Origin of the sequence: Pollutimonas bauzanensis (genome assembly GCF_040393045.1) — a bacterium.
GTDB classification, from domain to species: Bacteria; Pseudomonadota; Gammaproteobacteria; order Burkholderiales; family Burkholderiaceae_B; genus Pollutimonas; species Pollutimonas bauzanensis_A.
On the sequence record NZ_JBEBUX010000002.1, the window covers coordinates 22,446 to 39,038 of the forward strand.

Below are 16,593 nucleotides of genomic sequence, written 5' to 3' on the forward strand. Positions count from 1 at the left end.
CCGACCCAAATCACAGTAGTAGCTCTAAACAAAAACAGGCGCACTTCAAGTGCGCCTGTTTTTGTCATGCCACCCGAACAAACAGGTGACCGTACTACTTAGTGCTTCATCAAGCCGCCGGAGCTGTCCTCGGAACGTTTGGCATTTGCCACGGATTCCGCTGCCAGACGAGCGACTTCCTCGTCGGACAATGGCGTAGGCATATGCTGCAACGCGACTTCCAGCACCCGATCAATCCAGCGCACGGGAATGATTTCGAGGTGATTCTTGACATTGTCCGGAATCTCGGCCAAGTCCTTCACGTTTTCCTCGGGAATCATGACCAGCTTGATACCGCCGCGATGGGCTGCCAGCAGCTTTTCTTTCAAGCCGCCAATACCCAGGACTTCTCCACGCAACGTGATTTCGCCCGTCATGGCCACATCGGCGCGCACCGGAATACCCGTTAGCGCCGACACCATAGCCGTTGTAATGGCAATACCCGCCGATGGTCCGTCCTTGGGCGTAGCGCCTTCAGGAAAGTGCACGTGCAAATCACGCTTTTCGAACGCTGTGTTCGGAATACCCCATTTCTGGGCGCGAGCACGAACCACGGTACGCGCCGCTTCTACGGATTCCTTCATCACGTCGCCCAACGAACCGGTGCGCAGCACAGCACCCTTGCCCGGCATATCGGCTACTTCAATGGTAAGCAAATCGCCGCCCACTTCTGTCCAGGCCAGGCCAGTGACTTGGCCCACCTTGTTTTCTTTTTCGGCCATGCCGAAACTGAAACGCCGAACACCCAGGAAGTCGCTTAGATTCTCGGAGGTGACAAACACTTGCTCGATAGCATGTGCAGGCCCTTCGGGTTTTTTAGCGCGCGAACGTACGACAGGATTGGTGGTCAGCATCTTTTTCACTACCTTGCGGCAGATTTTGCTGATTTCCCTTTCAAGCGCACGCACGCCCGCTTCGCGAGTGTAGTAGCGCACGATATCGCGAATGGCCGACTCGTCTATCGTCACTTCGCCTTCCTGCACACCGTTGTTTTTCATCAGCTTGGGCAACAGGTGATCGAAAGCAATATGCACTTTTTCGTCTTCGGTGTAACCCGACAGGCGTATGACTTCCATGCGATCAAGCAGCGCAGGCGGAATATTCAAGGTATTGCTGGTTGCCACGAACATGACATCAGACAAGTCGAAATCGACTTCAATGTAATGGTCCTGGAAAGTGTGGTTTTGTTCTGGATCCAGCACTTCCAGCAATGCCGACGATGGATCGCCACGGAAATCGGCACCCATTTTGTCGATCTCGTCGAGCAAGAACAAGGGGTTGCGTACAGCGACCTTGCTCATGTTCTGCAAGATTTTGCCGGGCATGGACCCAATATATGTACGACGGTGTCCACGAATTTCGGCTTCGTCGCGCACACCACCCAACGCCATCCGCACGAACTTGCGGTTGGTAGCACGGGCAATGGATTGGCCCAACGAGGTTTTACCGACCCCGGGTGGCCCCACCAGGCACAAAATAGGCGCTTTCAGCTTGTCGACCCGCTGCTGTACTGCCAGGTATTCAATAATGCGTTCTTTGACCTTTTCCAGCCCGTAATGATCGGCATCCAGCACGCCTTCGGCGTTCGGAATCGAATTATTGATACGGTTCTTCTTGCGCCACGGCAAGGCGATAAGCGTATCGATGTAATTGCGGACCACGGTCGCTTCTGCCGACATGGGCGACATTAGCTTAAGCTTTTTAAGCTCGGAATCGGCCTTCTTTTGCGCTTCTTTAGGCAACTGCGCAGCAGTGATCTTCTTCTCGAGCTCTTCAATGTCGGCACCCTCTTCGCCTTCGCCGAGCTCTTTTTGGATCGCCTTGACCTGTTCATTCAGATAGTAGTCGCGCTGACTCTTTTCCATCTGCTTTTTGACTCGGCCGCGGATGCGCTTCTCGACCTGGAGAATATCGATCTCGGATTCAAGCTGAGACAAGAGATTTTCCAGACGCTGAGAAGTGCCAGTGACTTCGAGCATTTGTTGCTTCTGCTCGAGCTTGAGCGGCAAATGCGCGGCAATGGTGTCGGCAAGCCTGCCCGCGTCCTCGATACCTGTTAGAGAGGTAAGGATTTCTTGGGGGATCTTTTTGTTCAGCTTGACGTATTGTTCGAACTGAGCGACCACGGCACGGCGCAGCGCTTCGGACTCGGCACTTTCAGAGGGCTCGGCCTCGACAGCGACGACAAGCGCCATGAAATGCGTTTCGGCATCGCTTACTTGCTGGATGCGGGCGCGCTGTAAACCTTCGACCAAGACCTTGACGGTACCGTCAGGCAATTTGAGCATTTGCAATATGCTCGCAGCACAACCGATTTCGTATAGGTCTTCTGGGGTGGGATCGTCTTTGCCAGCCGACTTCTGGGCGACCAGCATAATGTTGTTGCCTGCTTCCATGGCCAGCTCAAGCGCCTTGATGGAACGAGGACGTCCAACAAACAGAGGAATCACCATGTGCGGAAATACCACCACGTCGCGTAAGGGCAACAGCGGCAAGTCCGTGGGTTCTGAAGAAAGAATCTGGCTCGCAGACATAGTAATTTCCTTAAAATTGACCTCTAGATACAAAAGGGAAGCTAAGGCCTCCCTTTTGTAGTACTACCTATAAGAAGTATGTAGTGACGATGGCCAGATTTTCAAGTCAGTAACCCCAAATACCTATTTTTCATAGGGGTAATTCTGCAGGAATCCTTACGCGGCGGCATCCTTTAGCTTCTTGGGAGCATCTTGACGGCTTTCTGGGTCGGAATCAATGTCATCCTGATAAATCAACAGCGGCACACCCTTGCCGGTAACTGCATTTTCATCAACCACCACGCGTTTGACGTTCTTTTGCGAGGGAAGTTCATACATCGTTCCCAGCAATGCCTGCTCGACGATGGAACGCAAGCCCCGTGCACCCGTACGGCGTTTGATCGCCCGCTTGGCAACAGCGGCAAGCGCTTCGGGCCGTACATCGAGCTCGACCTCTTCCATTTCGAAAAGCTTCTGGAACTGTTTGAGCAGGGAATTCTTGGGTTCAGTAAGAATACGGATCAGCGTATCTTCCTGGAGCTCTTCCAGCGTCGCCACGACCGGCAGGCGCCCGACCAGTTCGGGAATCAAACCGAACTTGATCAAATCTTCGGGCTCGACTTCGGAGAACAATTCACCAACGCCACGCTCGGACTTGGCCTGGACAGATGCCGAAAAACCTATTCCAGAGCGTTCTGTACGGTCGCGAATGACCTTTTCCAGGCCATCGAAAGCGCCGCCCACGATGAAAAGCACATTCGTGGTGTCGACCTGGACGAAGTCCTGGTTGGGGTGCTTACGGCCGCCCTGCGGAGGCACGGACGCCACAGTGCCTTCGATTAGCTTGAGCAGCGCCTGTTGCACGCCTTCGCCAGACACGTCGCGTGTAATGGAAGGGTTATCTGACTTGCGCGAGATTTTGTCAATTTCGTCGATGTAGATAATGGCGCGCTGCGCTTTTTCGACATCGTAGTTGCAGTTCTGCAATAGCTTCTGGACGATGTTTTCGACGTCCTCGCCCACATAACCGGCCTCGGTCAATGTCGTGGCATCGGCCATGACGAACGGGACATCCAGCATGCGAGCCAAGGTTTGGGCCAGCAGCGTCTTGCCCGAACCGGTAGGCCCGATCAGCAAGATATTGCTTTTGGAAAGCTCTACGTCGTCGCCCTTGACATCGCCATAGCGGATACGCTTGTAGTGGTTGTAAACAGCCACGGCAAGTGTGCGCTTGGGAGTGTCCTGCCCAATTACATAGCCATCGAGAAAGCTTTTGATTTCATGAGGCGTGGGCAGTTCGTTGCGGATCGCATCGCGTGCCGCTTCCTGCGTTTCCTCAAGAATGATATCGTTGCAAAGATCGATACATTCATCGCAAATAAAAACTGAGGGTCCGGCGATAAGCTTGCGAACTTCATGCTGGTTTTTATTGCAAAACGAGCACTGCAATGCCTTATCGTCCGCCGATCCTTTTTTTTCGGGCATAAAACTCTTCGTTCAGTTCAGTGGACAGGGGATTTCACCCCGTCGAGAAATAACCGGTGAACGCGTGACGCGTCCACCGACCGGCTGGCCTTTCTTACGCCTTATCGGTGCGAGAGACCAGTAATTTATCTACCAAACCATACGATACCGCATCTTCGGCCGACATGAAATTATCACGTTCGGTGTCTTCGGCAATGCGCTCTACGGGTTGGCCTGTGCTCTCGGCCAGGATCCTATTCAGACGTTCACGCAGGCTGAGAATTTCGCGAGCCTGAATTTGAATATCGGAAGCCTGCCCCTGCGCCCCGCCCGACGGCTGGTGAATCATGATGCGGGAATTAGGCAAAGTGTAGCGCTTGCCCTTAGTGCCGGCTGCCAGCAAGAACGCACCCATGCTGGCCGCAATGCCCGTGCATAACGTAGAGACATCGGGCTTGACGAACTGCATAGTGTCGTAGATAGCCAACCCTGCATATACCGAACCACCCGGCGAATTGATATACAGCGAGATATCTTTATCGGGGTTTTCGGATTCGAGGAACAACAGTTGCGCCACCACCAGATTGGCGGACTGGTCATTGACCGGCCCGACAAAGAAGATAATGCGCTCGCGCAGCAAGCGCGAATAGATGTCATAGGACCGCTCGCCACGGCCCGACTGCTCTATCACGATAGGCACGTAGCCCAACCCTGTAGGGGTCACCGAGTCACCACCATACATCGAGGCGTAAAAATCGGTAAATCGTGACATTTAGTTGGTCCCCATAAGTTCGTCGAATGCTACGTCTTCGTCGGAAACCTGGGCTTTGGACAACACGTGTTCCACGACATTGTCTTCAAGCACGATGGCTTCGATTTCAGCACGGCGCTGGCGATCGGAAAGATAATAGGCTACGACTTGAGCAGGCTGCTCGTAGTTTTGGGCGAATTCTTCGATGCGAGTACGGACTTGTTCTGGCTTGGCTTGAAGGTCGGCACTTTGAACAAGTTCGGAAACCAGCAGACCCAGACGCACGCGGCGTTCGGATTCAGCGGTAAACGCTTCGGCCGGGATAGGCATGGAATCGGCGTTAGGCACGCCACGCTGCTTGAGTTCTTCGCGAGCCGCGGCAACACGACCTTGCGCATCGTTATCGACCAGCGACTTGGGCACGTCGAACGAGCACGCGGCTACAAGCGCGTCCATGACGCTACCCTTGGTGCGTGCCTGGGCGCGGGATTTGACCTCGCGTTCGATATTGGCGCGTACGTCGGCCAGCAGCTTTTCGACGTCGCCTTCTGGCTGACCTAGCGACTTGGCGAATTCGGCGTCCATCTCTGGAAGCACTGGCTGAGCGACTTCGGTTACGGTGATATTGAATTCGGCTGTTTTACCAGCGACTTCCTTACTGCCGTATTCCTCGGGGAATTCCAGGGGAAATGTCTTGGATTCACCTGCTTTCATACCGCGCACGGCCGTTTCGAACTCGGGCAACATGCGGCCTTGGCCCAAAACGAAGGGGAATTTTTCAGCAGTGCCGCCGTCAAAGGCAACACCGTCGATGGTGCCGGCAAAGTCCAGCGTTACGCGGTCGTCGTCTTGGGCTTCGCGGCCTTCACTGGCTTCGTAGTTGGCACGCTGCTTACGCAAGATGTCGATAGTGCGCTGCACTTCGGCGTCGCCAATTTGAACGTTGGCGCGCTTGACTTGCAAGGCGCTAAGGTCAGGCACAGCCACCTCGGGATAGACTTCGAAGGTAGCCGAGAAAGCCATGACGCCCTCTTCCACGCCTTCTGTCTTGGGTTCCAGATTGGGCGTACCGGCAACCCGCAATTTGGATTCGCCGATGACTTTATCAAGCGAACGACCCACTTCGGTATTAATTACGTCGTAGCGAATACCAGGCCCGTGACTGCGTTCGATCAGGGATAGCGGCGCTTTCCCAGGACGAAAGCCTTGGACTTTGGCGGTGCGTGCGACGCGCTTGAGTTGAGCCTGGACTTCTTTTTCGACGTCGGCGATCGACACGACCAGATCAACACGGCGCTCCAGGCCGGACAATATTTCAACCACAGGCTGCATTAGGGACCTATTTAAATGAGTAATTGAACAAATGAACACGACATTTTACCGGAAACTCACGGTGTCCATGTAACGGCTCCTGTTTTGAACTATAGCCCGATTTGGCGAGCAAGCGCATTCGCACCGTTAAACCGCCAAATTCCGGCCACGACACACTAGCGTGTTAGCATGGAAAAAAGCCAAATACGTGCCATAACTACGACCACCACACCCATGGGCGCTGGCAAACAGCGCCCCTACTAATGAAAATCAATATACAAACCACGTTTACGTCTGGCTTGCTTCGCGTACTAGCCGCGCTTCCTTACGGGCTCGTTGCCCGCATTGGCCAAGCGTTGGGTGCACTGCTCTATCTTATACCTAGCAAACGCAAACGTATCCTGCAAACAAATCTGCGCCTATGCTTTCCTGAGCAAACCGAGGCACAGCGCGAGGCATTGGCGCGTTCGACATTTCGCCATGTCATACGCAGCTATCTGGAACGCGGTGTTCAATGGTACGGCAGCGCCCAAGAACTGAAGAGCCTGGTCGAACTGGAAAGCGCCATCGAATTGCAAGACAGCTATGAGCAACCTACCATTTTTCTTGGCTTTCATTTTGCGGCCATAGAAGCAGGTTGTATGTATTATTCGATACTCCATCCAGTAGCGTCTATATATACACCCATGTCTGACGAGGTTACCGACAATATTTCCCGTACGCAGCGGGCTCGCTTTGGCACGGAAATGATACCTCGCAACGGCAGCGGGCGCGAGATACTGAAAGTACTCAAATCAGGCAAACCAATTATGCTCGCAGCGGACATGGACTTCGGCCTGCGCGACTCCGTATTTGTCCCATTTTTTGGGGTTCAGGCCTGCACCCTGACCGCAGTGTCGCGTTTGGCCAAACTAAGTCGAGCGCGAGTCGTGCCCTTTGTGACGACAGTCAAGCCGGACTACAGCGGTTATAAGCTGACCATATTCGAGCCATTGGAAAACTTCCCGTGCGGAGATCCCACGGACGATGCTCTGCGCATCAATCAATTCCTGGAAGCGCAGATCCGGCTGATTCCCGACCAGTATTATTGGGTGCATCGCCGTTTCAAGCGCCGCCCGCCAGGCGAAGCACCGATTTACTAAAATTACGGACTATTTCTCATGCTCAAACCGCTTAGTGGAATACGCGTACTTGAACTTGGACAGCTGATTGCCGGCCCCTTCGCCGCAAAAATGCTTGGAGAATTCGGCGCAGAGGTGATCAAGATAGAACCACCAAAAACCGGAGATCCGTTGCGCAAATGGCGGTTGCTTCATGACGACACGTCAGTCTGGTGGGAAGTACAGTCGCGCAACAAGCAATCCGTAACCCTGGATCTGCGGCAAGCCGAAGGCCAGGATGTAATACGAAAACTGGTGAAGACCGCTGATGTTCTGATAGAGAATTTCCGCCCTGGAACCCTGGAGGGCTGGGGCCTTGGGTGGGATACACTGCGCGCCATCAACCCTGGCCTGATCATGCTGCAAGTATCAGGCTATGGCCAAACTGGCCCTTATCGCGACAGGCCTGGCTTCGGTGTAGTCGGGGAAGCCATGGGGGGCTTGCGCCACCTTAGCGGCGAGCCCGGCCGCCCGCCAGTGCGAGTAGGCGTGTCAATTGGCGATTCCCTTTCAGCGCTACATGGCGTTATCGGCGTGCTGCTGGCCTTGCGTCATCGCGAACAAAACGGCGGCCAGGGCCAGACCATAGACGTTGCCCTGTATGAATCCGTTTTCAACATGATGGAAAGTCTGCTGCCCGAATATTCTGTATTCAATGCGGTACGCCAGCCTTCCGGCAGCGCCCTGCCCGGCATTACCCCCAGCAACGCCTATTTATGTGCCGATGGCAAATACGCGTTGATTGCCGGGAACGGCGATAGTATTTTCAAGCGTCTCATGACGGTAATCGGGCGTCTTGATATGGCAGAAAATGCCGAGTACGCACATAACAATGGACGTGCACAACACGCACAGGCCATAGACACGGCCATCGGAATCTGGACCAAGACCCATACCCTGGATGAGGTGCTGGCCGCGCTGCACGACGCCCGCATACCAGCCGGGCGCATCTATGACATTGCCGACATCTGTGCCGACCCGCATTACCAAGCACGCGACATGATTCTGGACAGCCAGCTCGATGACGGCACGCCAGTCAAACTGCCGGGCATCGTGCCCAAGCTCAGCGACACGCCCGGAGAAGTTCGCCGCAAAGCCCCGCGGCTCGGGCAAGACACCGAAGCTGTACTAAGTGCGTTAGGCATTGATGCTGCGACCCAGGAAAACTGGAAACAACGGGGAATAATTTAAACCAGACAACGAGGGGCAAATGCCCTACTCGACATTCTTATTTGCATAAAAAAAAATCCCCAGTTATACTGCTTGGCTTCCTTACATGCGAACGTGGCGGAATTGGTAGACGCACCAGATTTAGGTTCTGGCGCCGAGAGGTGTGAGAGTTCGAGTCTCTCCGTTCGCACCATATATTGAAAACCGTTGATTTTACTGGATCAAAATCCTTTAAAATCAACGGTTTTTTTTGTTTTCTGAACACCCTTTCATAGCCTTTAACTTAGAAATCAACTCAACACAAAAGAGAGGGTGTTGGGAAGTTATTGCCCTGCTCCTGGGCCGCGCACCGATTCCGGCATCATTGTCAGCGCTCGCTGAATTCCAATAAGCCACCCCCTATTTTCGGTAGCTTTTAAAACTCAAAAAACTGAAGAATCACAAGGGTTTACCCGCATAATTGAGGCCTTCAATTTGTTTGCAAAAGTTGTAATACATATGTTGTAATACAGCTTAATTTGGATAAGCATTCTACGAATAAATTCCGGGTTTCCCAGGGGACAATTATGAAATCGTTTCACCGCCACTCTATGGCAATTGCCTTGTCTGCATTGACGATGGGCTTTGCGATAAGCACTGCTTCAGCACAAACTGTCATGCGTATCAGCATTTCGTCACCGCAAAACTCGCACCAGGGCGTCGCTATCGACACCTTCGCCAAGGAAGTCGAAAAGCTTACCGATGGCCGCTACGTCATCAAGACTTTCTACGCCAGTTCGCTGGGTGCCGAGCGCGAAGCGATGGAGTCGGTTCAGATGGGTACGCAAGAACTGACCTGGACATCAAGCGGTCCGGTCCCCAATTTCGTGCCTGAAGTCAAAATTCTGGACGTACCGTTTTTGTTCCGCGATTACCCGCACGCGCGCGCCGTACTGGACGGCCCCATCGGTGATGATCTGCTGAAGAAATTCGATGCTAAAGGCTTCAAGGCTCTGGCTTGGGGTGAAAACGGTTTCCGTCACATGACGAACAATAAACATCCAATCAAGGTGCCCGCCGACATGAACGGCCTGAAGATGCGCACCGTGGAAAATCCCGTACACATCCAGGCATACAAGGCGTTTGGCATCAATCCCACACCCATGGCTTTCAGCGAAGTATTTACCGCTTTGCAGCAAGGCACAGTCGATGGACAAGAAAACCCCATTTCGGTAATCACAGCGTCCAAGTTCGATCAAGTTCAAAAGCACTTGACGCTCACCGGTCATGTGTATTCGCCAGGCGTCTACCTAATGAGCAAAGCGTCTTTTGATAAATTGTCCGATGCCGACAAGAAGGCGTTTATTCAGGCAGCCAAGGTAGGTGTTCAAGCCAACCGCGACCGCATCGATTCCGATGAGAAAAATGCAGTTGCCGATCTGCGCGGCAAGGGCATGGAAGTCGTCGAAACAATCGACAAAGCCCAGTTCCAGGCGGCTTTGGCCCCGGTCATGACTAGCTTTGAAAAGCAATTCGGCAAAGACAATATGGACGCCATCCGCGCCGTGAACTAAAAACCCGTTAAGAAAATGCCCCCACCCCGGGGCGTTTTCTTATCTGGAGAACGGCAAGCAAGCTACGCCTTGCGATGTAAGCCCACCACCTTCTACAAAAAAAACGTGAAATCTGCTTTCTTAAGTTTTGAGCGCCGCTTGACCTCATTGTCCTTGGGACTTGCCTGCCTGATGATGGTCATCGCCGCCTGCATGGGCATGCTGCAAGTACTGATGCGCTTTGTGTTCGAGCTTCCTTCCGAATGGAGCGAAGTCATCGTGCGCATCTCATTGATATGGATGGTGTTCTTGGGTATCCCAGCTGCCTTCCGCTTTGGCTCGATGATCTCGGTCGACTTGATGCATCGGCTCTCGCCGCCAAAATTCCAGCGTTTTCTGGAAGGCGTCATTGCGATCCTGTCCTTGATTCTTCTGGCCATCATTGCCTGGTATGGCTGGGACTATGCACAGCGTGGAAGCGTACAAACCATTATCGGTCTTGAGTATTTTTCGATGTTCTGGGCATTTCTGGCCCTCCCCGTCGGCGCCGTATGCGCCATGATCGGGGTGATCGGCAATTTCCTGGATCCTCGACACGAAGAACTGGCCACCGCTCAATAGCCTTCCCATAAGCGTCTAACTACAGAACTATCATGTCCACAGTCATGCTTTTCACGATGATCGCGTGTTTCGCGATCTCGGTCTCCATAGCGGTATCCATCGGGCTGGCCAGCGTAGTCGGCGTTGTGGTGGCCGAAGCCAATATGTTGCTGGTGGTCAAGGAAATCTTCAACTCCATCAACAAGTTTCCGCTAGCCGCCATTCCGTTCTTCATTCTGGCCGGCAACCTAATGGAAACGGGCGGCATTTCCCGCCGTCTGGTGGAGTTCGCCAAATCCCTGGTGGGCGGAGTGCAAGGCGGGCTGTCGGCGACTTGTGTGCTGACTTGCATGATTTTTGCAGCGGTTTCGGGCTCGTCGGTTGCGACCACGTTTGCCATTGGCGCCATATTGATTCCCGCCTTGGTCAAGCATGGTTACCCGGTGGGTTATTCCGCAGCATTGCAAGCGACTTCGGCCGAACTGGGCGGTATCATTCCCCCTTCTATTCCCCTCATCCTTTACGGCGTATCGGCCGAAGTATCTATCGGCGAATTGTTCATTGCCGGCATTGGACCCGGCATCCTGATCGGCGTGGCACTGATGATCTTCACCCTGATCTATGCGCGCATTTACGGCTATGGCAAGAACGATGGTGTAGGCAAAATGGCTGTCTGGGCAGCGACCAAACATGCCGGACTTGCCTTGTTGATGCCAGTTATCATTCTTGGCGGAATATACGGCGGTATTTTCACCCCAACCGAAGCCTCAGTGGTGGCCGTGTTCTATGCCTTGATTGTCGGCTTTTTTGTTTACCGTGAAATCAATCTGCCGAAACTGAAATTGATCCTGAAAAAGTCAGTGCTGTCCTCGGCAGTGATCATGTTCATCATTGCCAACGCAGGCCTGTTCAGCTTCATGCTTACCCGCGCCGGCATACCGGATATGATCGGCAGATTTCTAGCCGAGCATCTGACCAGCCCTGCCCTTTTCCTGCTGGGCGTAAATGCCGCGCTTTTTGTGATCGGGATGTTCATCGAGACCTCGGCATCCATCATCGTGCTGGCCCCTATCCTGGCCCCGGTAGCCATGCTTTTTGGCGTGGATCCAGTCCACTTCGGCTTGATCATGGTGGTCAACCTGGCCATGGGCATGATTACGCCGCCCTTTGGTGTGAACCTGTTCGCCGCCTGCGCCGTAGCCAAGATCTCATTGGATGAGATTATCCCCAAGCTGCTGCCCTTCGTGCTGGTGGTAATGAGCTGCGTCATGATCATCACCTACTTCCCGTCGATATCGCTGTTCTTGCGGGATGTGGTGTATCACAAGTAGTAAATCAAGAAGACCGTTTGCACGCTTGGCATAAGGCCCTATTCAACATTGGGCTATGCCAGCGCGTTTACAACGTCATTGCGCTCATCCAACCCAACCCTTCTACCGTACCTTTGGCCGGCCGGTACTCGCAGCCAACCCAGCCGTCATAGCCCAGCTCGTCCAGCAAGTTGAACAGATAGGCGTAATTGACTTCACCCGTATCGGGTTCGTGCCGTTCTGGTACACCTGCGATCTGAATATGGCCGATATGGGGCTGGTATTTCTTGAAGGTCATGGCAATGTCGCCTTCCATGATCTGGACATGATAGAAGTCCATCTGCACTTTCAGGTTGGGTGCTCCAACCTCTTCGCGGATGGCATGCGCCTGATCCTGGCGGTTCAGGAAATACCCCGGCATGTCGCGGCTATTGATCGGCTCGATCAATACGTTGATGCCGTGTACCGCGCATTCGGCGGCGGCGTATTTCAGGTTCTGTATGAACGTGGCGCGACACTCTGCAAGATCCGAGCCCGCGGGCACCAGGCCCGCCATGGCGTGTACATTGGGTGTACCAAGCGCCCTGGCATAGGCTATGGCGGTTGCTACACCAGCACGAAACTCATCGCTGCGGCCGGGCAATGCCGCCATGCCACGCTCGCCCGACGCCCAATCCCCAGGCGGCATGTTGAATAGAACATTCTTTATTTTGTAGGTGTCCAATTGCACCGCGATTTCTTGCGCCGTGTGTTCGTAGGGGAACAGGAATTCGACGGCGCCGAAGCCGGCATGGGCAGCCGCCTGAATGCGATCCAGAAAGGGTAGCTCGGTGAACATCAAGCTGATGTTTGCTGCAAGTTTTGGCATTGTTTAGGACTTCAGAGTTTGAATACGGTTTTAAGCTCGGCGATTTGCGCTTCAGTCAGCACCCGCGGGTTATGGCCCTGCAGCAACAAAAACAGCTTGGCGGTTTCTTCCAGCTCTTCGATTGCGTATACAGCCGACTCCAGCGTTTTGCCCGACACGACGGGCCCATGATTGGCCAGCAAGACAGCGCTGTGCTTGGCGGCCAGCCCGCGAATGGCATCGCCCAGATTCGGGTCGCCGGGACGGTGATAAGGCACAAGAGGGAGCTGCCCTATCTTCATGACGAAATAGGGTGTCAGGGGCGGTATGCAGCTGTGGTGATCGAGCCCCGACATGCAGGAAACCGCTGCCGAATGGGTTGAATGCAGATGTACGATCGCCCCTGCCCCGCTGCGTTCATCGTACATGGCCCGATGCAGAAATGCCTCTTTGGAAGGAGGGTCGCCGGCCAGCAGCGTCCCGTTCCAGTCCATCTTGGACAGGCGCGCGGGATCCAGCGATCCCAAGGAGCTGTTGGTTGGCGTCAAGAGCCAGCCATCGTCGGTGCGCACACTGATATTGCCGCTGCTGCCGGCCGTCAAGCCGCGCTGATGCAGGGACGCGCCAAAACGGCAGATTTCTTCACGCAGTCGAGTTTCGCTCATGGCAGGAGATCCCAGGCTTTGCTGAAGAAGTCCACGCTGCCGAAGTTGCCGGACTTCAAGGCCAGAGCGATGGGAGTATCGCCCAAGCTGACCGTCCAGGGCACGCCTGGGTCGATCTGCGGCCCGATGCGTAAGCCGCGAACGTTCAGTGCGGTTACTACCGCGCCGGAAGTCTCGCCGCCGGCCACGATCAATTGGCGTACCCCCAAGGCAACAAAGCCTTGCGCGATACGGGCCAGGGCATCTTCGACCAGTGCGCCGGCCTGCCCGACCCCCAGCTTTTCCTGAATCGATTTGACCCGGTTGGCATCTGCTGTGGCATACACCGCCACGGGACCATTTTGCAGTCGCGGCGCAGCCCAGGCCAGCGCGTCAGCCACCACGTCGTCGCCTGCGGCCAGCCGCAACGGATCGATCGCGTAAGCGGGCGTGCCGCGCGAAATAAGATCGGCCAACTGGGCTTGAGTGGCCTGTGAACAACTGCCGCAAACAATGGCGCGCAGCCCAGGAGCCGACGGCAGGTTTTGCGTGGCATCCTGCTGCGCCAACAGGCCTTGCGCCCGAAAGTTCTGGGGCAGGCCAAGCGCAATACCTGAACCGGCGGTAACCAGCGGCAGATCGGCGCATGCCGCACCGATCTGGAGCAAGTCATCGTTGGAAATGGCATCGACCACGGCAACACGAGTGCCTTCGGCTTGCAGTTGAGCGATGCAATCACGAATCGCCTGCGCGCCGGCGGCAACCGTACTATGCTGTATCAATCCGACCCTGTTCTTCGTTTGACGTTGCAGAACCTGCACCAGGTTCGAGTCTGTCATCGGGGTCAGCGGATGATCACGCATCCCGCTTTCCGATAACAGCGTGTCGCCGACGAACAAATGCCCCTTGAATACGGTGCGTTTGTTTTCAGGAAATGCGGGGCAAGCGATGGTAAATGACGTGTCCAGCGCGCTCATGAGTGCGTCGGTCACCGGGCCGATATTGCCCTGGTCGGTCGAGTCGAACGTGGAGCAGTATTTGAAGTAGATTTGCCGGCAACCTGCGTCGCGCAGCCATTGCAGCGCAGCCAGCGAGTCGGCAACAGCCTCGTCGGCCGGATTTGTGCGGGACTTGAGCGCAATGACCACCGCATCCACATCGTTGGGCAAGGGATGCGCAGGCACACCAATCATTTGAACGGTGCGCATGCCGGCTTGCACCAGCATGCCGGCCAAATCTGTCGCGCCGGTAAAATCGTCGGCAATGCATCCGAGCATCACGCTCATGGTGCAAGCTCGTCCTGAATGTGGGCACGAATGACGCTGGCGAAATCCGCGTCGGCTGTGAAACCCATGGCTTTGGCGCGTGCGGCCTCGAAATCGCCCGGCCAGGAATTGACGATACGCTTGACCACGTCGTCTTCCTGCCACTGAATGCGCTGCGCGACTTCGGCGCCCGCCACGCTTTCAAGCGCATCAACCATTTCACGTACGGTCACTGACAAACCCGGCAGGCTTACGATGCGCGTGAACGTGAATTGCGCCGCATCCAGGTTGTGTCCATAGACGAGGTTTTGGACGGCCTGGCGCGGCGACATCAACCACATGCGGGTATCGCCGCTGACTGGACAAATGGCGGCCTGGCCGTTCAGCGGTTCGCGCAGAATGCCGCTGGCAAAACTGGATGCCGCCTTGTTGGGAACGCCCGGACGCACGGAAATCGTGGGCATGCGCAGAACGCGGCCGTCAATGAAACCCTTGCGGCTGTAGTCGTTGACGAGCAGCTCTCCCATGGCTTTTTGAGCGCCATAAGAGCTTTGCGGCATCAGCCCCATGGTGTCGGGCACTTTGGCCGGCAAATCGCCGCCAAACACGGCAACGGAGCTCGTGAATACCACGCGCGGCTGGGTGCCCAGGGCTCGCGCCCTTTCAAGGATATGACGCGTTGCATCGAAATTGATTTTCATCCCCAGGTCGAAATCGACTTCGGCATGGCCACTGACCACGGCGGCGAGGTGGAAGATGCTGTCCGTCGTGGGGACGATCATTGCTTCGATGGTTTTCGCGTCGGAAATGTCCCCTACGATAATGTCGACGCGGGGATCCGAAAAACCCACTGGCGCTACGACATCCACCAGGGTGATGCGGGTGATTTCTTCAGGCTGGCCGCTGCGCCCGATAAGGCTGCCGGCGTCCAGTAAGTGTCGGGCCAGCTTGCTGCCCAAAAAACCCGCTGCGCCCGTGATGGCGATATGCATCTGCTTGTTCCCTAAAGGTTGTCATACAAATTGCTTATCAGTTTATGGATTAATCTGTATCATGTCAACATGATAAAAGGCCGAATATTCGTGTGGGAAATCGCCAATTTGGCCTACATGAAAACTGCCTTTTAGCCCTTCTTCCAAAACGAGACAAAAAGGCACATTATGGGTAATGTCACCCAAACCGGGATTCAAAAGCGGCGCGCATCCGGCACGCTTGCGGACCAGGTCACTGACGTATTGCTGCACGAAATCAAGGGGAACAAATTTCCTGTGCACTCGCGTCTGCCCTCTGAAGCCGAGATGGCGCGGCGCTTCGGTGTAAGCCGTACCGTCATCCGCGAAGCAGTGTCGCGCCTGAAGTCCGAAGGGCTTGTCGGAACGCGCCAAGGCAGCGGCACCAGCGTGCTCGAGCCCAATATTGCCACCCCATTCCGGCTGGATATAAACCTCCAGGATTCCGTCCAGGCGGTGCTCCGAGTTATCGAGCTGCGTCGCGGGGTCGAGGCCGAAATGGCCGCTCTGGCCGCCGAACGGCGTACCGAAGCGCAGCATGCGCGCATAAAAAAGGCTTTCAACAATATCAAGAAGGCCGAACGTGCCGGTCAGGACGGGGTCGATGAAGACGTTGCATTTCATACCGCGATCTCGCAAGCCTGTGGAAACCCGCTGTTCACCTCGCTGCTGTCTTTCCTGAGCCAGTATCTGCGCACAGCAATTCACGTGACACGAACTAACGAGGCGCAGCGCGAAGATTTCAGCCGTCAGGTCCACAACGAACATGCCGCCATCATGGATGCGATCTCGCGCAAGGATCCTGCCGCGGCGCGCGCGGCGGCCCTGCATCATATGGAAAGTGCGGCCACGCGCATCAAGGCGGCCGACGCGGCTTTCTGGACTCAGGACATGGACAAGGCGGTACAACGGCTAGTTATACCCGGCGGCTAAGGATTCGAACGTGCGTTTACATCCTCGCAAACTGGGTGGTGCAA

General features: G+C 55.0%; 14 protein-coding genes and 1 tRNA gene. 7 read left to right on the forward strand and 8 right to left on the reverse strand.

Annotated elements, in window-relative coordinates:
• Positions 1-98: 98 nt before the first annotated feature.
• The 4 genes from lon to tig all read right to left on the reverse strand — a co-directional run bounded on the left by lon (position 99) and on the right by tig (position 6,099).
• Positions 99-2,573 carry an endopeptidase La gene (gene lon / locus ABWO67_RS00500; RefSeq protein ID WP_353146203.1) on the reverse strand — a complete coding sequence of 825 codons (2,475 nt, stop codon included), beginning with the start codon at positions 2,571-2,573 and terminating at the stop codon, positions 99-101.
• Positions 2,574-2,729: 156 nt separating this feature from the next.
• Complete coding sequence (gene clpX / locus ABWO67_RS00505; protein ID WP_353146204.1) at positions 2,730-4,037, reverse strand: ATP-dependent Clp protease ATP-binding subunit ClpX; 1,308 nt, start codon at positions 4,035-4,037, stop codon at positions 2,730-2,732.
• Positions 4,038-4,131: 94 nt separating this feature from the next.
• Positions 4,132-4,788, reverse strand: a complete 657-nt coding sequence (clpP, locus tag ABWO67_RS00510) for an ATP-dependent Clp endopeptidase proteolytic subunit ClpP (protein ID WP_353146206.1) — start codon at positions 4,786-4,788, stop codon at positions 4,132-4,134.
• Entirely contained in the window at positions 4,789-6,099 is a 1,311-nt protein-coding gene (gene tig / locus ABWO67_RS00515; protein ID WP_353146208.1) for a trigger factor, read from the reverse strand.
• Between the two features lie 242 nt (positions 6,100-6,341).
• Here tig and ABWO67_RS00520 point away from each other — a divergent pair, with 242 nt between their 5' ends.
• The 6 genes from ABWO67_RS00520 (at position 6,342) to ABWO67_RS00545 (ending at position 11,871) form a co-directional block, all read left to right on the forward strand.
• Entirely contained in the window at positions 6,342-7,220 is an 879-nt protein-coding gene (locus tag ABWO67_RS00520) for a lipid A biosynthesis lauroyl acyltransferase (protein WP_353146210.1), read from the forward strand.
• 18 nt (positions 7,221-7,238) lie between these two features.
• Positions 7,239-8,429 (forward strand): CaiB/BaiF CoA transferase family protein, encoded by a 1,191-nt coding sequence (locus ABWO67_RS00525; protein WP_353146212.1) that lies wholly within the window; start codon positions 7,239-7,241, stop codon positions 8,427-8,429.
• Positions 8,430-8,516: 87 nt separating this feature from the next.
• A tRNA-Leu gene (locus ABWO67_RS00530) sits at positions 8,517-8,601 on the forward strand.
• Between the two features lie 397 nt (positions 8,602-8,998).
• Positions 8,999-9,961 (forward strand): TRAP transporter substrate-binding protein, encoded by a 963-nt coding sequence (locus ABWO67_RS00535; protein ID WP_502929939.1) that lies wholly within the window; start codon positions 8,999-9,001, stop codon positions 9,959-9,961.
• Positions 9,962-10,066: 105 nt separating this feature from the next.
• Positions 10,067-10,561: a TRAP transporter small permease gene (locus tag ABWO67_RS00540; RefSeq protein ID WP_353146216.1), complete on the forward strand. Its 495-nt coding sequence runs from the start codon at positions 10,067-10,069 to the stop codon at positions 10,559-10,561.
• A 32-nt stretch (positions 10,562-10,593) separates the two neighbouring features.
• On the forward strand, positions 10,594-11,871 hold the full coding sequence (locus ABWO67_RS00545) for a TRAP transporter large permease (protein WP_353146218.1): 1,278 nt from the start codon (positions 10,594-10,596) through the stop codon (positions 11,869-11,871).
• A 67-nt stretch (positions 11,872-11,938) separates the two neighbouring features.
• On the opposite strand, the gene otnI is transcribed toward ABWO67_RS00545, so the two are convergent.
• Genes otnI through denD form a run of 4 tightly spaced genes read right to left on the reverse strand, consistent with a single transcriptional unit; the run spans position 11,939 to position 15,598 of the window.
• The gene (gene otnI / locus ABWO67_RS00550; protein ID WP_353146220.1) at positions 11,939-12,718 is read right to left on the reverse strand and encodes a 2-oxo-tetronate isomerase; all 780 of its coding nucleotides are present in this window, start codon (positions 12,716-12,718) and stop codon (positions 11,939-11,941) included.
• Positions 12,719-12,729: 11 nt separating this feature from the next.
• A complete protein-coding gene (gene otnC, locus ABWO67_RS00555) occupies positions 12,730-13,362 on the reverse strand; it encodes a 3-oxo-tetronate 4-phosphate decarboxylase (protein ID WP_353146222.1) in 633 nt (210 codons plus the stop codon).
• Positions 13,359-14,627 (reverse strand): 3-oxo-tetronate kinase, encoded by a 1,269-nt coding sequence (gene otnK, locus ABWO67_RS00560; RefSeq protein WP_353146224.1) that lies wholly within the window; start codon positions 14,625-14,627, stop codon positions 13,359-13,361. The genes otnC and otnK overlap by 4 nt, the downstream gene beginning before the upstream one ends.
• A complete protein-coding gene (gene denD / locus ABWO67_RS00565; protein WP_353146226.1) occupies positions 14,624-15,598 on the reverse strand; it encodes a D-erythronate dehydrogenase in 975 nt (324 codons plus the stop codon). The genes otnK and denD overlap by 4 nt, the downstream gene beginning before the upstream one ends.
• Positions 15,599-15,766: 168 nt before the next feature.
• Between denD and ABWO67_RS00570 the strand changes: the two genes are divergently transcribed.
• Positions 15,767-16,549 (forward strand): FadR/GntR family transcriptional regulator, encoded by a 783-nt coding sequence (locus ABWO67_RS00570; protein WP_353146228.1) that lies wholly within the window; start codon positions 15,767-15,769, stop codon positions 16,547-16,549.
• Positions 16,550-16,593 lie beyond the last annotated feature (44 nt).

Coding starts and splice junctions, on each gene's coding strand:
- lon (WP_353146203.1), bottom strand. CDS start 2,573: ATGTCTGCGAGCCAGATTCTTTCTTCAGAACCCACGGACTTGCCGCTG.
- clpX (WP_353146204.1), bottom strand. CDS start 4,037: ATGCCCGAAAAAAAAGGATCGGCGGACGATAAGGCATTGCAGTGCTCG.
- clpP (WP_353146206.1), bottom strand. CDS start 4,788: ATGTCACGATTTACCGATTTTTACGCCTCGATGTATGGTGGTGACTCG.
- tig (WP_353146208.1), bottom strand. CDS start 6,099: ATGCAGCCTGTGGTTGAAATATTGTCCGGCCTGGAGCGCCGTGTTGAT.
- ABWO67_RS00520 (WP_353146210.1), top strand. CDS start 6,342: ATGAAAATCAATATACAAACCACGTTTACGTCTGGCTTGCTTCGCGTA.
- ABWO67_RS00525 (WP_353146212.1), top strand. CDS start 7,239: ATGCTCAAACCGCTTAGTGGAATACGCGTACTTGAACTTGGACAGCTG.
- ABWO67_RS00535 (WP_502929939.1), top strand. CDS start 8,999: ATGGCAATTGCCTTGTCTGCATTGACGATGGGCTTTGCGATAAGCACT.
- ABWO67_RS00545 (WP_353146218.1), top strand. CDS start 10,594: ATGTCCACAGTCATGCTTTTCACGATGATCGCGTGTTTCGCGATCTCG.
- otnI (WP_353146220.1), bottom strand. CDS start 12,718: ATGCCAAAACTTGCAGCAAACATCAGCTTGATGTTCACCGAGCTACCC.
- otnC (WP_353146222.1), bottom strand. CDS start 13,362: ATGAGCGAAACTCGACTGCGTGAAGAAATCTGCCGTTTTGGCGCGTCC.
- otnK (WP_353146224.1), bottom strand. CDS start 14,627: ATGAGCGTGATGCTCGGATGCATTGCCGACGATTTTACCGGCGCGACA.
- denD (WP_353146226.1), bottom strand. CDS start 15,598: ATGCATATCGCCATCACGGGCGCAGCGGGTTTTTTGGGCAGCAAGCTG.
- ABWO67_RS00570 (WP_353146228.1), top strand. CDS start 15,767: ATGGGTAATGTCACCCAAACCGGGATTCAAAAGCGGCGCGCATCCGGC.